Genomic DNA, 13,685 nt, shown 5'->3' with positions numbered 1-13,685 from the left:
ACTAAACGTTGAGATTGAACAAACCATTGGTGCTTGAATCCATTATCGTAAGTCTGCTGTTAACCGTAGGCATCATCTGTTGGCAAGTTATTCAAGGCATGATCCTGACGTATCAATATCAACCGGATATTGCAGCCAGCTATGCCTCTGTGGAGAAATTGCAGTCCACGGTTACATTTGGAACGGTAGTCCGAGCCGATCTGACATTCATGTTAATGATTGGAGCGGGGCTGATCCTATTCACGTGTCTGTACTATAGTGTTCGTTCAAGAATGAAACAACGGAAAGCTCGTTTGTAGCCCAGATCATGTGAAGCAAACCTAGATGCTGTGTAACCAATAGATGCTGGTTTATCGTGCATCTTTAAATTAAACATCGCTTGCCATCTCCCTGAGTCCTTCTGACTCGGGGTTTTTGGGCTGATTTAATGTTTTTCCGGTTCGAAGGGGAAATTTTGTATATCCAAGCTGGTCAAACAATCCGTTACAATGATCTTGTAAGCGCTTATCGTGTTGGAGAGAGAGAGGAGAGACAGGAATCATGATTACTACAGATCAGATTTATCTGGATCAATCATTGCCTAACAAAGAGGATGTATTTCAATTCATTTCCGCAGAAGCTGAACGTTATCACATTACAAGCAACCGCGAACAGCTTGAAGCTGATTTGTGGGAGCGTGAACAAGTCTATTCCACGGGGTTGCAGGATCACTTCGCAATTCCTCATACGCAGAGCGAAGCAGTGACTCGTCCAGCAGTGATGGTAATTCGTTTGAACGAGCCGATCGACTGGGAATCTCATGATGGGAAGCCCGTGAAATACATTTTTGTCATACTGGTACCGAAGGGTCATGTAGACGTATCTCATCTGAGGATCATTTCCTCACTTGCCACGTTATTACTCGAAGATTCATTCAAAGAGGGCATTGCAGCAGCGGCGAAGCCGGAAGATGTATATGGCTTGCTTCATCAATATACGGAAGGATTGGTGTCATAATGAAAATCGTAGGTGTAACGTCATGTATCGCAGGGCTTGCTCACACGCCAATGGCAGCAAAAGCATTGGAGAAGGCAGCAGTACAATTGGGTTACGAGATCAAAGTCGAACAGCAAGGTGCGATGGGTCAAGTGAATAAGCTGACAGAGGAAGACATTGCAGCGGCTAATTTTGTACTCATTGCTTCGGATCAGACGGTGAAGGATATGGAGCGATTCGGCGATAAGAAGGTCGTTCGGGTCAAAATTGGTCATGCGGTTAGTCAGGCTGAAGCGGTACTAACCAAAGCGGTAGAAGCGGTAAAAGCACAATCCTAAATTATCTTCCATATGAGGAGAGAGTAAGATGAGAAAATGGTTTGGTGAAGCAAAAACACATCTCATGACAGGTATATCCTACCTGCTGCCAGTTATTATCGCGGGTTCCTTGGTTGTAGCGATCTGTAAGATCATCGCGTTGTCGATGGGCATAACAGACCTTGATCCATATAAAGATGGAAGCGGATTCTTGCATATTTTATACCTGGTACAAAATGTAGGTTGGAGTGGTATCGGGCTACTTACCATTGTATTGTCTGGTTACATTGCTTATTCCATTGCTGACAAACCGGCGCTGGCCGCTGGTTTAATCGGTGGGGTATTGGCTCAGCAGACAAACGCAGGTTTCCTAGGCGCGCTCATTTCGGGTTTCTTTGCCGGATATATCACGCTCTGGGTCAAAAATAAAGTTAAAATCACAGGCCCAGCCGCTGGTTCGGTACCCTTAATCATTTTGCCGCTGATCACTGTGGGACTGACGGGTTTCCTGATGGCCGTTGTTCTTGGCGGACCACTGGGCGCACTTAATGATTATCTGATTACATGGGTACAAAACATGAGTCAGAGTGGAACCAATACAGTCGTGCTTGCTATTATTCTGGGCGCGATGATCGGATTCGATCTCGGCGGACCCGTGAACAAAGCAGCTTGGATGGCAGGTAACGCGTTGTTCTTGTCTGGTGTATATCTGCCCAATGTGTTTATCAATATTGCGATCTGTATTCCACCACTTGGCTACGGTTTAGCAACATTGCTGATGAAGAAACGTTTCTCCAAAACGTATCAGGAAGCGGGTAAAGGCGCTGTCATTATGGGTGTCATCGGCATCACAGAAGGAGCAATTCCATTTACGCTGCGTAATCCTGCGAAAATGATTTTGGTCAACATGGTTGCCTGTGCATCAGGTGCAGCATTAACCGCGTTGCTCGGCGCGCACATCATCATGCCACCGATCGGCGGATTGTACGGTGCGATCTCCGTAGGTACACCACTTGCTTACCTTGCCGGAGGTATCTTCGGGGCACTCATTGTTGCGGGCGGAACGATGCTTGTTAACTTCCGTGATGAAGAAGAGAAACAACCTGCTGAAACGAAGGAAGCTTCTGTGAAGAAAAATGGAGAAGAAATTGAACTTGTTTTTGACTAAGTTGAAGTATAGAGCTAAATAAGCAACTGGAGGGATACAGAGATGAGTGAGAGAGAACGTACGAAGGTGCATGTTATTCCACACACACACTGGGATCGGGAATGGTACTTTACCACCTCCCGTTCCAAAGTTTATCTAGTCAAACATGTCAAAGAAGTGCTGAATGCACTGGAGAATATCGAAGGATTTCATTATTACCTGCTAGATGCTCAGGGCTCCTTGTTGGATGATTACATCCGTTGGTGTCCAGAGGATGAGGAACGTATTCGTAATCTAGTTTCAGCTAAACGACTCATGACTGGCCCGTGGTATACCCAAACAGATCAGTTGGTCATTTCCAGTGAATCCATGGTTAGAAACCTGTACTATGGAACGGAAACAGCACGCAAATATGGGCATGCCATGAAGGTTGGTTATGTACCAGATTCGTTTGGACAATCAGCACAAATGCCGCAGATTTATCGGGAGTTCGGTATTGAACGCTTCTTGTTCTGGCGCGGGGTGTCCGATAATACGAATCCGCGTACTGAATTTACCTGGGAAGGATCGGACGGTAGCCAAGTATTCGCAGTTCAGATGCCGTTTGGATACTACTACGGAGGAAACATTCCAGAGGATGCCGAGGACTTGCAGCCGTATTTGGAAAAACAGATTGGCGCGCTTGAGAACAAAGCATCAACGCGGCATATTTACTTCCCTAATGGCTTCGACCAAGCACCGATTCGATTGAATCTGCCTCAGTTGATTGAACGCTTCAACGAGCTAGATGACAAACGAGAATATGTAATGAATGAGCCAGAACGTTTCATGGCAGAGATCGAAGCAGACAGTCATGATCTGCCGGTACTCCGCGGTGAGTTAATGGAAGCTAAGCATATGCGTATACACAAATCCATTTTTTCCACACGTGCAGATCTCAAGCAACAGAATAACCAGATCGAGAACTTCATTGCGAACATCTTAGAGCCTGTACTTGCCATCAGTCACTCTCTTGGACATGAATATCCGCATCGCATTGTGGAAGATATCTGGAAGTTGATGTTTGAGAATGCGGCGCATGATAGTATTGGTGGATGCAACAGTGATACTACGAATCAGGACGTTGCTTTCCGTTACAAACAGGCCAATGATATCGCACGCAATCTACTAGATTTGCACATGCGAATGATTGCTTCAACCATTGAGCAGGAGGAGACATTTGCCTTTACCCTTTTCAATACTTTACCGTATGTTCGTGGGGGTGTTACGGAGATCGAAGCGTACATTCCAGAGGAATCGTTTGTCATTCGTGATACGAAGGGAAGAGAACTGGCCTATACGATTGTGGACAAAGTAGATCAGACAGATTATGTGTTAGGACAACACATTGATCTGAATCCAAGTCGTAAAGTCTATCTCCCAGACCGTGTGTATCGTGCGAAACTATTAGTAGAACTGCAAGAGGTTCCAGCGATGGGATATACTCAGATCATCTTTGACTTTAGTCAGGGAGCCGCACCAACGATTGAGCGGCGCAATGATCAGCATATCGAAAATGAATTCTTTGCCATCGTTGTTGAAGATAACGGTACATTAACCATTACAGATAAAACCTCTGGGCAGACGTATGCCAATCAGATGGTGTTTGAAGATAACGGTGATGACGGAGACTCTTATAATTATTCACCGCCGGAGCGGGATCTTATTGTATCTTCCATTGGTAGTAAACTGAATGTGACTACGGCGAAGACCACCGTTCTTGAAGAACTTCAACTGGGATGCACACTGAATGTGCCTGCCGATCTGCATGAACGTGAAGCAGGAATAAGCTCGGGACAACTGCCAATCCAAGTTCAAGTAGGACTTCGTAAGGGCGAGCAATTGATCCGCTTTGAGGTTCAGGTACAAAATCAGGTGCTTAGCCACCGACTACGGGTACTCTTTGATACAGGTCTAGCGTCCTCCTTATCAATTGCAGATCAGCCTTTTGGTGTCATTGCTCGTCCTACGTCCTTGCCTGAAGCCCAGGTGTGGGAACGTCAGAAGTGGCAAGAGAAACCGATTACGATTGAAGCGATGCAGAGTTATGCGGGATTGAATGATGGTAATCGTGGCATCGTAGTGATCACCGAAGGAGTGCGTGAGTACGAGATTGTAGGCGAGAAGATGGATACTATTGCCTTGACCTTGTTCCGTACGTTTGGTTTCATGGGTAAAGAAAATCTTGTGTATCGCCCTGGGCGAGCTTCGGGAGAGAAAATCGTTGCTACACCAGATGCCCAGTTGCTGGGTGAGCTGAACTTCTCGTTTGCATTGTATATCCACCATGCTGGACTGGATGAAGCGAAGGTAGCGCATGTTGCGCGTGAATATTTAACCCCGATCGCCAGCTATCAATTATGTGACTTTTTGAATGGCCGATTGATCTTCGCCTTCCGTGATGAAGAGCGTACATTGCCGCAGAACTACAGCTTAATGTCCTTTAATAAGGAATCTAATGCTGTACTCAGCGCATTCAAGAAAGCGGAACATAGTGATGGTTATATTATCCGTGTATTCAATCCGTACTTGAAGCAAAATGCACAAGCAACAGTTCAGTTCAATCAGTCGGTTTCAGTGGAACGAGTATCCCTGGCGGAACAGTCTTTGGAGCCAGCGCAGGTTATTGCGAATAAAGAGCAAGTCATTCCATTACCTGAGCTTACCCACTGCAAGCTGTTGACCGTCCTTGTATCTAAGGCAGATTAATATAAATACTGTTCACAGTTAGACGTGGTCAAATGGATTTTATCGAATGCTCAGCTTAGACGGATCAGAGAGGAGGTCGGATATAGATATGATTTTTCCATACAAACGTTTGCAGAAGTTGTTTCTCCTTCTTCATGGTGAAGGGCAGGATCAGGCGTGGACAAGCCAGGCTCTTGCCGAGAGGCTAGAGGTCACAGTGAGAACCATTCGGGACGATCTGAAGAAGCTGGAGAGCATCCTTGTGCAACATGGAAGCAGACTGGAATCCAAACGAGGGAAGGGGTATTCCATCGTGATCGATGAGCCTTCCAGCTATGAAGCGTTGCTTGAAAACCGGCATAATCTTCAATCTGGGAGCTTGCCCATCCCTGGATCACCTGAGGAGCGGATACGATTTGAATTGTTTAAATTGTTAAACGAACCAGGTCATATCAAAATGGAAGACCTCGCTGATCAATTATTTATAAGCCGTGCAACGATGAATAATGACCTTAAGATCATTCGTCAGATTCTAGAGAATTATCAATTGCAGCTCTGCATTAAACCTGGATATGGCGTGCAGGTAACCGGGGATGAGAAAAGCATCCGGTATTGTCTCGCTGAATATGCTGACGTGCGTGATGAACAATTACAATTGGCTCCAGATGGAATTACGGTTGCACAGGAGCAATTGTTACAGCCTGTGGATCCAGCCCGAATTCGGGAAGTGGTGATGCGACATTTGCGTCATAAGCATGTTCGGATCGCTGATCTGGCTCTGAAGGATCTGATCACACATTTGGCTGTTATGGTACTTCGTGTTATGCAGGGTCATGGGCTAGAGAAGTTTGATACAGTAGAGGCGAGTGGGCAGGATCAAGAACTTGCTCTACAGATGATTAAAGATCTGGAGGAGTTATATTCCATTCGTTTCTCCGCCGGTGAGCGTGATTATCTGTTATTGCATATTATTAGCAAAAAAATGACGGCTACGGATTGGGATGGTCTATCGGATGATCCTCTATATGTTACCGTTCAGCGGATGCTAGATTATGTCTATGAACGATATAGTTATGATCTTAGAGATGATGAACGATTACCGCGTGACCTTTACGCTCATCTGAAACCCATGATTACACGGCTAGAGCATGGGATGAACATGCGTAATCCACTATTGGGACATATCCGTAAATATTATCCGCTGGCGTATGAGATTACGATTGGTGCGGTTAAACAGCTACAGACGTATGTGCCTTATGAAATTAATGATAGTGAGATTGGATATCTGGCACTGCATTTCGGAGCGGCCTTGGAACGCAAATATCAGATTCCTCATCGAAAACGGAAGTCCGTTCTGCTCGTATGTGGCTCAGGTTATGGCACAGCACGTATTCTTGAATCGCGTTTGCGTTCATTGTTTGCGGAGCTGGAGGTATCTCGCGTTGTATCCTTACGTGAATATGAGGAAATGGTGAGCATTCCCGAGGATATGGTGATCTCCACCATTCGCTTACGAGAGTCTAAGGGTAAGCCTTCGGCTGTCATTGCTGCTATTCCTTCAGAACGGGATATGGCCACCATTACGCATATGGTCCGTTCCAGTGATACCCAAGAGGAAATGACGTTGCTACGCTATTTCGACCCTGAATTTTTCATGTATCGTACGGATCAGCCTGATAAGCTCAAGCTTATGTCAGAGATGAGTGATATGTTATCAGCACGAGGTGTAGTGACGGAACGGTTCTGGCCTGCATTACAGGAGCGTGAGGAGATGGCTTCCACGGCTCTGGGTAGAGGCATGGCGATACCCCATCCGCTAGAGCTAAGTTCTACGCGTACGGTTGTCTCCGTCTGTTTGTTGGAGAAGCCAATTCGTTGGGATGATGAGAACGAAGTACACGCGATATTCATGTTATCTATATGCAAAGAGGATTATGAGCAAGCGATGGGTATCTACGATCTATTTGTGGAATTCATCCGTCAGGAGGAACTACTTGAGGGGTTACGAACCTGTAATGCCTTTGAGGATTTTGCCCAGATCGTTCGCCATACACTGCGTACCAAAAGTACAGATGCTTATTCCTGAGTAGTATTAGGCTTAATTGAAGTATTACATGTGAACTAAAAAAACAAGCAGGTCTCTATCCGATTAACTAGGGAGAACTGCTTGTTTTTTTTATGATTTCTTGTGTATTGTTTGTTAATTATCGTTTGTTTATAGTTCTATATCACTTTCACTGAATTAAATGTGCTTCGAAATAACTTCTTCCAACCCTTGCGCCACCGATTGTGCTCCGCGCGCTAGATGCCGCTCATATAGGTGTAGTCGGACAAAGCTCTCATCTGTACCCATCGCTTCTGAGAAAATGCCACTAAGCCCTCTAGCACGACGATCGATCTGTAGCAGCAGCTCTAGCGAGTCGCCCATTGGATAGAACAGAACCTCCAGCTCATCCAAATATCCACGAAACTTATTCGTGGGTACGAATTCAAATTCCTGAACAAAGGGCAGATTGCCGCCAAGTTTAGGTGCGTAGTCATTGGTGACTTCACGCAACTTGAAGCCAAGGATGTCTATGGCATCTAAGACGGTACGCATCTCTTGGGTTGGTACAACACGTAATAAATCCCGATCCGAAGGATCCATAGCACTTGCAATATCAAGGCCTGTTTCCACCCATACCTCGGCACTATGCAGCGTGAGCGGAAGATTTTCCGGTAGGTCAAATGAGAACTGTTTCTCCAGCTTTGCGCCTGGCTGCAAGGTGAAGCCATCCGTTAACAAGAATTTGGCGATAGTTGCCTTCTCCTTGAACTTACGATCATCGCGTTCACGTTGGTAATGAGTGTGAATACTTAGGTATATTCGGTCGACGTTCTGTTCGACATCACCACCTTGTATGTATACCGTTCCTGTAATAACACCGCCTGGGATAACCTCAGGAGTATCTAATTCCGTATTTACTTTTGCTGCGCCTACGCCTACACTAGCTAACAATTTCTTGAAAAATGACATTTGCTCAACCTCCGGATCAGTTCGATTTCTGGGAAAAAATACGACTTCGACCCTTTATACGGAATGTGAAGGATTGCCGTTTCAAATTTTATAGTATAAAATTCTCGGAATATTGGGGGAAATGAACGGTCATTGTCGAATATAGTTAAATAAAGGAATATGCGGAGGGGGAATCGAATGGGACTGGAATGGTATGACATGATTGCGAGACGTAACGGAGGATATCGGGGCAGGTCGAAGTTTATCGTCGAAGGACACTCAGCGGAAGATGTGTTTGAAAAGCGATTAATCGAAATGTTACCTCTCCATAACACGGTACTTGACGCGGGATGTGGTCATGGTGAGTTTACATTGCGAATGTCAGCTTACGCTCAGCACGTTACCGGTTTCGACAACTCCAGCGAGATGATACGAATCGCATTATCGGGGCTAGCATCGTCTGGTGTGAGGAACGTAGAGTTTGTACACGCTACGACCAAGACGAAGATGCCTTTTGTGGATGAACAGTTTGACCTAATTTATGATCGTCGCGGACCAACCTCTATCATTGAACATGGCCGAGTGCTTCGCAAAGGTGGAACAATCATCGGTATTCATGGCGATGTGAATAAGGTGAGAGAGCGGTTGTTGAATAACCGATATGAGGATATTGAAATCGAAGAATTCAACGATGCAGTTCTAGTGTTCCCTAATGAACATGAATTTGCATTGTTTCTATCGGATACGCCGGGAAATCCAGACTATACGTTGCCCGAGCTCCAGGAAGCATTTCAAGCTAAACTAGAAGAAAGCCTGGTTGACGGAAGAATCTGTGTACAGGAGCGCAAGTACATTTGGAAAGCAGTAAGAGCAAGTAAGTAAGGTCTATCGTTTCAGAAGTTCTGTATTAATAATTCTGTATCGATATTTAAACTGAGGTGTGGAGGGAATACATGAAGGATTTGAGATATCCTATTGGATCATTCGAACATTCGGGGGAAATTACAGTAGCTCAGAGAGAACAGTGGATTGAGGACATTGCACAGTTACCCGCTAGCGCTCGTCAAGCTGTAGAAGGATTGAGCCCAGAACAGTTGAGCCTACCTTACCGGGACGGGGGCTGGATGGTTAAACAAGTGATCCATCATATGGCGGATAGTCATATGAACAGCATGATTCGATTCAAGTTGGCACTGACCGAGGATAATCCAACGATCAAGCCTTATTACGAGGATCGCTGGGCTGAGCTTAGTGATTCACGGGAACTGGATATCGAATTCTCCCTACAGATTCTAGATGCATTACACCGCCGGTGGGTCGGGCTGCTACATACCTTAACAGATGCGGATTTTGCCAAATCATTCTATCACCCAGGTTCACAAGAAACGACTAGATTGGACTATAACCTAGGCTTCTATTCCTGGCATGGCAGACACCATGTCGCTCATATTACTTCACTTCGGGAACGATTAGGTATATGAGATTGGTATAACTTTTTTACCTTTCATAGGGAAGTAGTAAGGACGTCTCAGTGGAGCAATACGATCTCCTAGACGTCTTTTTGTATGCCCATTTTATACTTATAAATCATGGGGGTTTTTCAAGAAAAATGGAGAACTTCTGGATAAAAATATTATAATAGAGTGTGCTATAATTTTGAGGGAAAGCGGTTTGAAGTGCTGATTCTGTAAGAGATTTTCATCTGAATGAGGAGGCAAAAGCAATGGAGAAAACAATTAAAGATATTCAAGATGTATATGACATGTTAGATGCGGAATTTCGTTCTGCGAAGCAGTTCTGGGAACCCTTTTATGAAGATCGCAGCAGACCGATTCCCTTTTTCCCGAATAAGCCTGATGAGAATCTGGTAGCACATGTGAACTCGGGACTGCTGACTGGAGGCAAGGCGCTAGAGCTCGGTTGTGGGCCAGGTAGAAATGCGCTCTATCTGACGCGTGAGGGTTACCAAGTTGATGCATACGATCTATCCGAAACGGCCATTGCATGGGCAAAAGAAAGAGCTGAGGAAGAACAACTCCCCGTTAACTTTGAGTGTCGATCCGTATTTGAGTTATCTCCGCATGCAGAATATAATCTCGTATATGATTCCGGCTGTCTTCATCATCTCTTGCCCCATCAGCGTATACCGTATCTGGAGATGATCTATAATGCGCTTCGACCAGGAGGCTACTTTGGCATGACTTGTTTTGCTCCAGGATTCGGAGGTATGGGCGGGCCAGAGACTGTTATGGATGATTGGGATGTATACCGGGAGAAATCAATGAAGGGTGGTCTAGCATTTACGGAAGAGAAGCTCCGCTATATGCTGGAGGAATCGTTCGAATGTGTGGAGTTACGACCAATGAAGACAATGAATCAGGAAGATGCTGAGTTTGGCATACCCATCCTATGGGTGACGTTGTGGAAGAAGAGAGGCGCATAATTACATAGATCGTACGGTTTAAACTTAAATTAGGAGGATGACGAATGAGAACAGAACATTATATCATCACAGGTACTTCTAAAGGCATTGGGATGCAATTAGCAGAATTGTTATTGGAAAGGGGGGCTTGGGTTCATGGTATTTCACGAGGCACTCATGAGCCGTTAACAGCTCATTCTCAATATACACATTACGCGTATGACCTTAGTGATCATACGGGAATCGATGAGATGATTACTCGAATTCTGGCACAGATTCCAGCACAGGAAGCTGAGATCGTTGGACTGGTTAATAATGCAGCCATGGTTGAACCGTTAAAACCCATAGATCAATGTAATGCCGCAGAGATCAGTCACAGTTTGAACATTAGCTTGGTAGCACCCATGATATTAAGTTCTTCTTTTATTCGCCATAGCAATGCTATGAATGTAAGGCGAAAAATTGTGAACGTTTCTTCTGCATCAGGGCAATATCCAGCGCCCGCTATGGGAACGTACTGCACAGCCAAAGCAGGCATCAACATGTTTACACAATGTCTTACGACAGAGCAAGACGGCGCGGTGAATCCAGTTGAAGTGCTAACTTTTGACCCAGGTATGGTCGATACAGAGTTACAGGCAGTGGCACGAGGTAAGAGCGAAGCAGAATTTGCGCTATCTACACTATTCAGTCAAGCTTACGAAGCAGGCCAACTGCAAGATGCGAGAGATGTTGCAGAGCGACTTCTAGCCCAATTGAAGTAGCAAAGGAATTCAGACTGAAGTTCAGTCCGAATTTCGCCACCAAGGAGTGAGCTTTTGAAGAAAATAGGATGGATTATCTTGTCGCTCTTGATTATTGCTGTAATTACCCTACTGATCGTTAGAGCCAACAGCTTGAAGCTTGCTTTATCTTGGGGAGGATATTCAACGTCATACTCTACTTATCATCAGGGATATAATGCGAATCAGCTGGAATACAAGGTGATTGAGGCAGGAGAAGGGGATAATCCAATTTTGCTCTATTTGGAGTGCAATAGATTTGGTTTTTGGAAGATTCTATACGACAGTGGACAGGCTCCAGACGCCAAGTTTGCGCACATTGCATGGATGAATACGGGCGGATTTAAGAAATTTGCCTTTCAGGATGATCCAACGTTGTCAACGGAGTGGAACTATCTGGCTGTTGGAACAAACGCTGTGAAACAGATTGAGTTGTCACCTGATTGGCTCCGACCTGGAACAGCCTTCAAAATCCAGCAGACAGGCCAATCGTACAGCATTTATCTGATCACGTTTACGAACCCTGAGGATGGTGAGAGCATGGATATTTACCAACTGCTGCTCGACAAAGGAATGATAAAATAATCTAATGTTCAAAATTTTGCTGATAGAGGACGACGAGTCCCTATTTAATGAAATGAAGGATCGATTGAGCCAGTGGTCATATGATATTTATGGCGTGCAAGATTTTGGCAAAGTGATGGAGGCATACAGTCGTATTCAGCCTGAACTTGTCATCATCGACATTCAGCTGCCGCAATATGATGGATTTCACTGGTGTCGATTGATCCGGGCGCATTCCAATGTGCCTATTATCTTTCTGTCTTCACGGGATCATCCTACGGATATGGTAATGTCCATGCATCTGGGTGCTGACGATTTTGTGCAGAAGCCCTTCCACTTTGAAGTGTTGATTGCGAAGATCCAGGCAACGCTGCGGCGCGTATACAATTACAATACAGAGCGGGTAGAATTACGGACTTGGCGAGGTGCAACGATTGAGTATGTGAAAAATACGCTTACTCGCGATCAGCAAGCAGTTCTATTAACGAAGAATGAGATGTTGATTCTTAAAGTGCTTGTCGAACACAAAAATCAAATTGTGAACCGTGAAGAACTCATCCGTAGTCTGTGGGATCATGAGCATTTTGTCAGTGACAATACGTTGACGGTTAATGTGAATCGATTGCGGAAGAAGCTAGAACCTCTTGGTTTGGATTCGTATATCGAAACTCATGTAGGACAAGGTTATCAGGCTACGGAAGAGGCAAATATATGATTTGGCAGTATTTACGTGAGAAGCTGACTTGGTTGTTACTCTTGATTTTCATACAGCTCATCACTTTGTTTGTTGCTTATATGGATACATCTATTCCTTTTGAAGCGTTGGCTTATATCGTGTTGCTACAGGTTGTCATATGTATTGTGTTTATCTGGGCGAGATACCCGAAAGAGACGCGTTATTACAAAAAATTGACTTCTTGGGATCATACATATGATCTCGCCGAGCTGGATCAAGCGGATAGTCCGTATGAGCGCATTATACATGATGCTGTGGCTTCTCAGACCGAGCGTTATCGGAAGGAATCGACTTCTCATTTTAGTTCATTAGAACAGGAGAAGGACGAGATCCTCTCTTGGATTCATGAGGTTAAGACGCCACTGACGGCATTACAGCTAATGATTGAACGGATGCCTGACGATCGTTTGCGGACACAGATGACGTATGAATGGTTGCGTATACATCAGCTCTTGGATCAACAGCTTCATCAGAAACGCATTCCGTTTATGCACAATGACTTGTTTGTGGAGAATACGGAGATTGAGCCTGTAATCGTTGGGGAGGTTCGAGCGTTAAAGTCATGGTGTATTTCCAAAGGAATTGGGTTCGATGTATCTTTATCTGCTACTCATGTACTGACAGACAGTAAGTGGCTGAGCTTCATCATACGCCAGCTTCTGAGTAATGCAGTGAAATATAGTGAATCCTCCGATATTGTTATTATGAGTGAAGAGTATGAGGGGCATGTTGTACTTACCATTGAGGATCAGGGGCGAGGTATAGAGGCTCAGGATCTACCGCGTATTTTTGATAAAGGCTTCACATCCACTCAAGGGCGGCTCGAAGGAACGGCTACAGGCATGGGACTGTATCTAACGAAGCAGGTTGCGCAGACTCTTCGAGTTGATGTTCATGTGCACTCCGTTCCGGGAGAAGGTACAGCAGTACAGTTAACTTTTCCACGAGAGAATGAAATGCTGCGGCTTGCAGGCATGTGACGATAATGTCACATGCTTTTTGGTTTTGTTAGATCGATCG

Annotated in this window: 14 protein-coding genes; 13 read left to right on the top strand and 1 reads right to left on the bottom strand. The window is 45.0% G+C overall.

The features are described 5' to 3' along the window. Positions 1-8 precede the first annotated feature (8 nt). From MH215_RS18795 to MH215_RS18770, 6 genes are all read left to right on the top strand, one after another. A complete protein-coding gene (locus MH215_RS18795) occupies positions 9-299 on the top strand; it encodes a hypothetical protein (protein WP_239292609.1) in 291 nt (96 codons plus the stop codon). A 241-nt stretch (positions 300-540) separates the two neighbouring features. Then, positions 541-996, top strand: coding sequence for a PTS sugar transporter subunit IIA (locus MH215_RS18790; RefSeq protein WP_056698862.1), 456 nt, complete (start codon positions 541-543; stop codon positions 994-996). Continuing rightward, complete coding sequence (locus MH215_RS18785) at positions 996-1,313, top strand: PTS fructose transporter subunit IIB (RefSeq protein ID WP_056698859.1); 318 nt, start codon at positions 996-998, stop codon at positions 1,311-1,313. Before MH215_RS18790 ends, MH215_RS18785 begins: the two co-directional genes overlap by 1 nt. 28 nt (positions 1,314-1,341) lie before the next feature. After that, a complete protein-coding gene (locus MH215_RS18780; protein ID WP_239292607.1) occupies positions 1,342-2,460 on the top strand; it encodes a PTS fructose transporter subunit IIC in 1,119 nt (372 codons plus the stop codon). Positions 2,461-2,502: 42 nt separating this feature from the next. Further along, the gene (mngB, locus tag MH215_RS18775; RefSeq protein WP_239292605.1) at positions 2,503-5,187 is read left to right on the top strand and encodes a mannosylglycerate hydrolase; all 2,685 of its coding nucleotides are present in this window, start codon (positions 2,503-2,505) and stop codon (positions 5,185-5,187) included. Between the two features lie 88 nt (positions 5,188-5,275). Beyond that, the gene (locus MH215_RS18770; protein WP_239292603.1) at positions 5,276-7,252 is read left to right on the top strand and encodes a BglG family transcription antiterminator; all 1,977 of its coding nucleotides are present in this window, start codon (positions 5,276-5,278) and stop codon (positions 7,250-7,252) included. A gap of 156 nt (positions 7,253-7,408) precedes the next feature. Here MH215_RS18770 and MH215_RS18765 read toward each other — a convergent pair whose 3' ends face one another. Further along, on the bottom strand, positions 7,409-8,182 hold the full coding sequence (locus MH215_RS18765) for a sporulation protein (protein ID WP_239292591.1): 774 nt from the start codon (positions 8,180-8,182) through the stop codon (positions 7,409-7,411). Positions 8,183-8,359: 177 nt separating this feature from the next. On the opposite strand from MH215_RS18765, the gene MH215_RS18760 reads away from it, so the two are divergent. The 7 genes from MH215_RS18760 to MH215_RS18730 all read left to right on the top strand — a co-directional run bounded on the left by MH215_RS18760 (position 8,360) and on the right by MH215_RS18730 (position 13,645). After that, positions 8,360-9,043 (top strand): class I SAM-dependent methyltransferase, encoded by a 684-nt coding sequence (locus MH215_RS18760; RefSeq protein ID WP_239292581.1) that lies wholly within the window; start codon positions 8,360-8,362, stop codon positions 9,041-9,043. Positions 9,044-9,114: 71 nt separating this feature from the next. Further along, the gene (locus MH215_RS18755) at positions 9,115-9,642 is read left to right on the top strand and encodes a YfiT family bacillithiol transferase (protein WP_239292579.1); all 528 of its coding nucleotides are present in this window, start codon (positions 9,115-9,117) and stop codon (positions 9,640-9,642) included. A gap of 242 nt (positions 9,643-9,884) precedes the next feature. Beyond that, positions 9,885-10,604 carry a class I SAM-dependent methyltransferase gene (locus MH215_RS18750; RefSeq protein ID WP_239292569.1) on the top strand — a complete coding sequence of 240 codons (720 nt, stop codon included), beginning with the start codon at positions 9,885-9,887 and terminating at the stop codon, positions 10,602-10,604. 44 nt (positions 10,605-10,648) lie between these two features. Continuing rightward, positions 10,649-11,347, top strand: coding sequence for an SDR family NAD(P)-dependent oxidoreductase (locus MH215_RS18745; RefSeq protein WP_239292567.1), 699 nt, complete (start codon positions 10,649-10,651; stop codon positions 11,345-11,347). A gap of 54 nt (positions 11,348-11,401) precedes the next feature. Continuing rightward, positions 11,402-11,950, top strand: coding sequence for a hypothetical protein (locus MH215_RS18740; RefSeq protein WP_239292565.1), 549 nt, complete (start codon positions 11,402-11,404; stop codon positions 11,948-11,950). A gap of 4 nt (positions 11,951-11,954) precedes the next feature. Next, positions 11,955-12,644: a response regulator transcription factor gene (locus MH215_RS18735; RefSeq protein WP_239292563.1), complete on the top strand. Its 690-nt coding sequence runs from the start codon at positions 11,955-11,957 to the stop codon at positions 12,642-12,644. After that, entirely contained in the window at positions 12,641-13,645 is a 1,005-nt protein-coding gene (locus MH215_RS18730; protein ID WP_239292561.1) for a sensor histidine kinase, read from the top strand. Before MH215_RS18735 ends, MH215_RS18730 begins: the two co-directional genes overlap by 4 nt. Positions 13,646-13,685 lie beyond the last annotated feature (40 nt).

The organism is Paenibacillus sp. ACRSA (genome assembly GCF_022346845.1).
Classification (GTDB): domain Bacteria; phylum Bacillota; class Bacilli; order Paenibacillales; family Paenibacillaceae; genus Paenibacillus.
The sequence above is the reverse complement of the archived record's forward strand: the minus strand, read 5'-3'. Positions and strand labels throughout refer to the sequence as shown.

Bases quoted from the DNA above. Each gene is read 5' to 3' on its own strand.
- MH215_RS18790 (WP_056698862.1), top strand. From the start codon at position 541: ATGATTACTACAGATCAGATTTATCTGGATCAATCATTGCCTAACAAA.
- MH215_RS18785 (WP_056698859.1), top strand. From the start codon at position 996: ATGAAAATCGTAGGTGTAACGTCATGTATCGCAGGGCTTGCTCACACG.
- MH215_RS18780 (WP_239292607.1), top strand. From the start codon at position 1,342: ATGAGAAAATGGTTTGGTGAAGCAAAAACACATCTCATGACAGGTATA.
- mngB (WP_239292605.1), top strand. From the start codon at position 2,503: ATGAGTGAGAGAGAACGTACGAAGGTGCATGTTATTCCACACACACAC.
- MH215_RS18770 (WP_239292603.1), top strand. From the start codon at position 5,276: ATGATTTTTCCATACAAACGTTTGCAGAAGTTGTTTCTCCTTCTTCAT.
- MH215_RS18765 (WP_239292591.1), bottom strand. From the start codon at position 8,182: ATGTCATTTTTCAAGAAATTGTTAGCTAGTGTAGGCGTAGGCGCAGCA.
- MH215_RS18760 (WP_239292581.1), top strand. From the start codon at position 8,360: ATGGGACTGGAATGGTATGACATGATTGCGAGACGTAACGGAGGATAT.
- MH215_RS18755 (WP_239292579.1), top strand. From the start codon at position 9,115: ATGAAGGATTTGAGATATCCTATTGGATCATTCGAACATTCGGGGGAA.
- MH215_RS18750 (WP_239292569.1), top strand. From the start codon at position 9,885: ATGGAGAAAACAATTAAAGATATTCAAGATGTATATGACATGTTAGAT.
- MH215_RS18745 (WP_239292567.1), top strand. From the start codon at position 10,649: ATGAGAACAGAACATTATATCATCACAGGTACTTCTAAAGGCATTGGG.
- MH215_RS18735 (WP_239292563.1), top strand. From the start codon at position 11,955: ATGTTCAAAATTTTGCTGATAGAGGACGACGAGTCCCTATTTAATGAA.
- MH215_RS18730 (WP_239292561.1), top strand. From the start codon at position 12,641: ATGATTTGGCAGTATTTACGTGAGAAGCTGACTTGGTTGTTACTCTTG.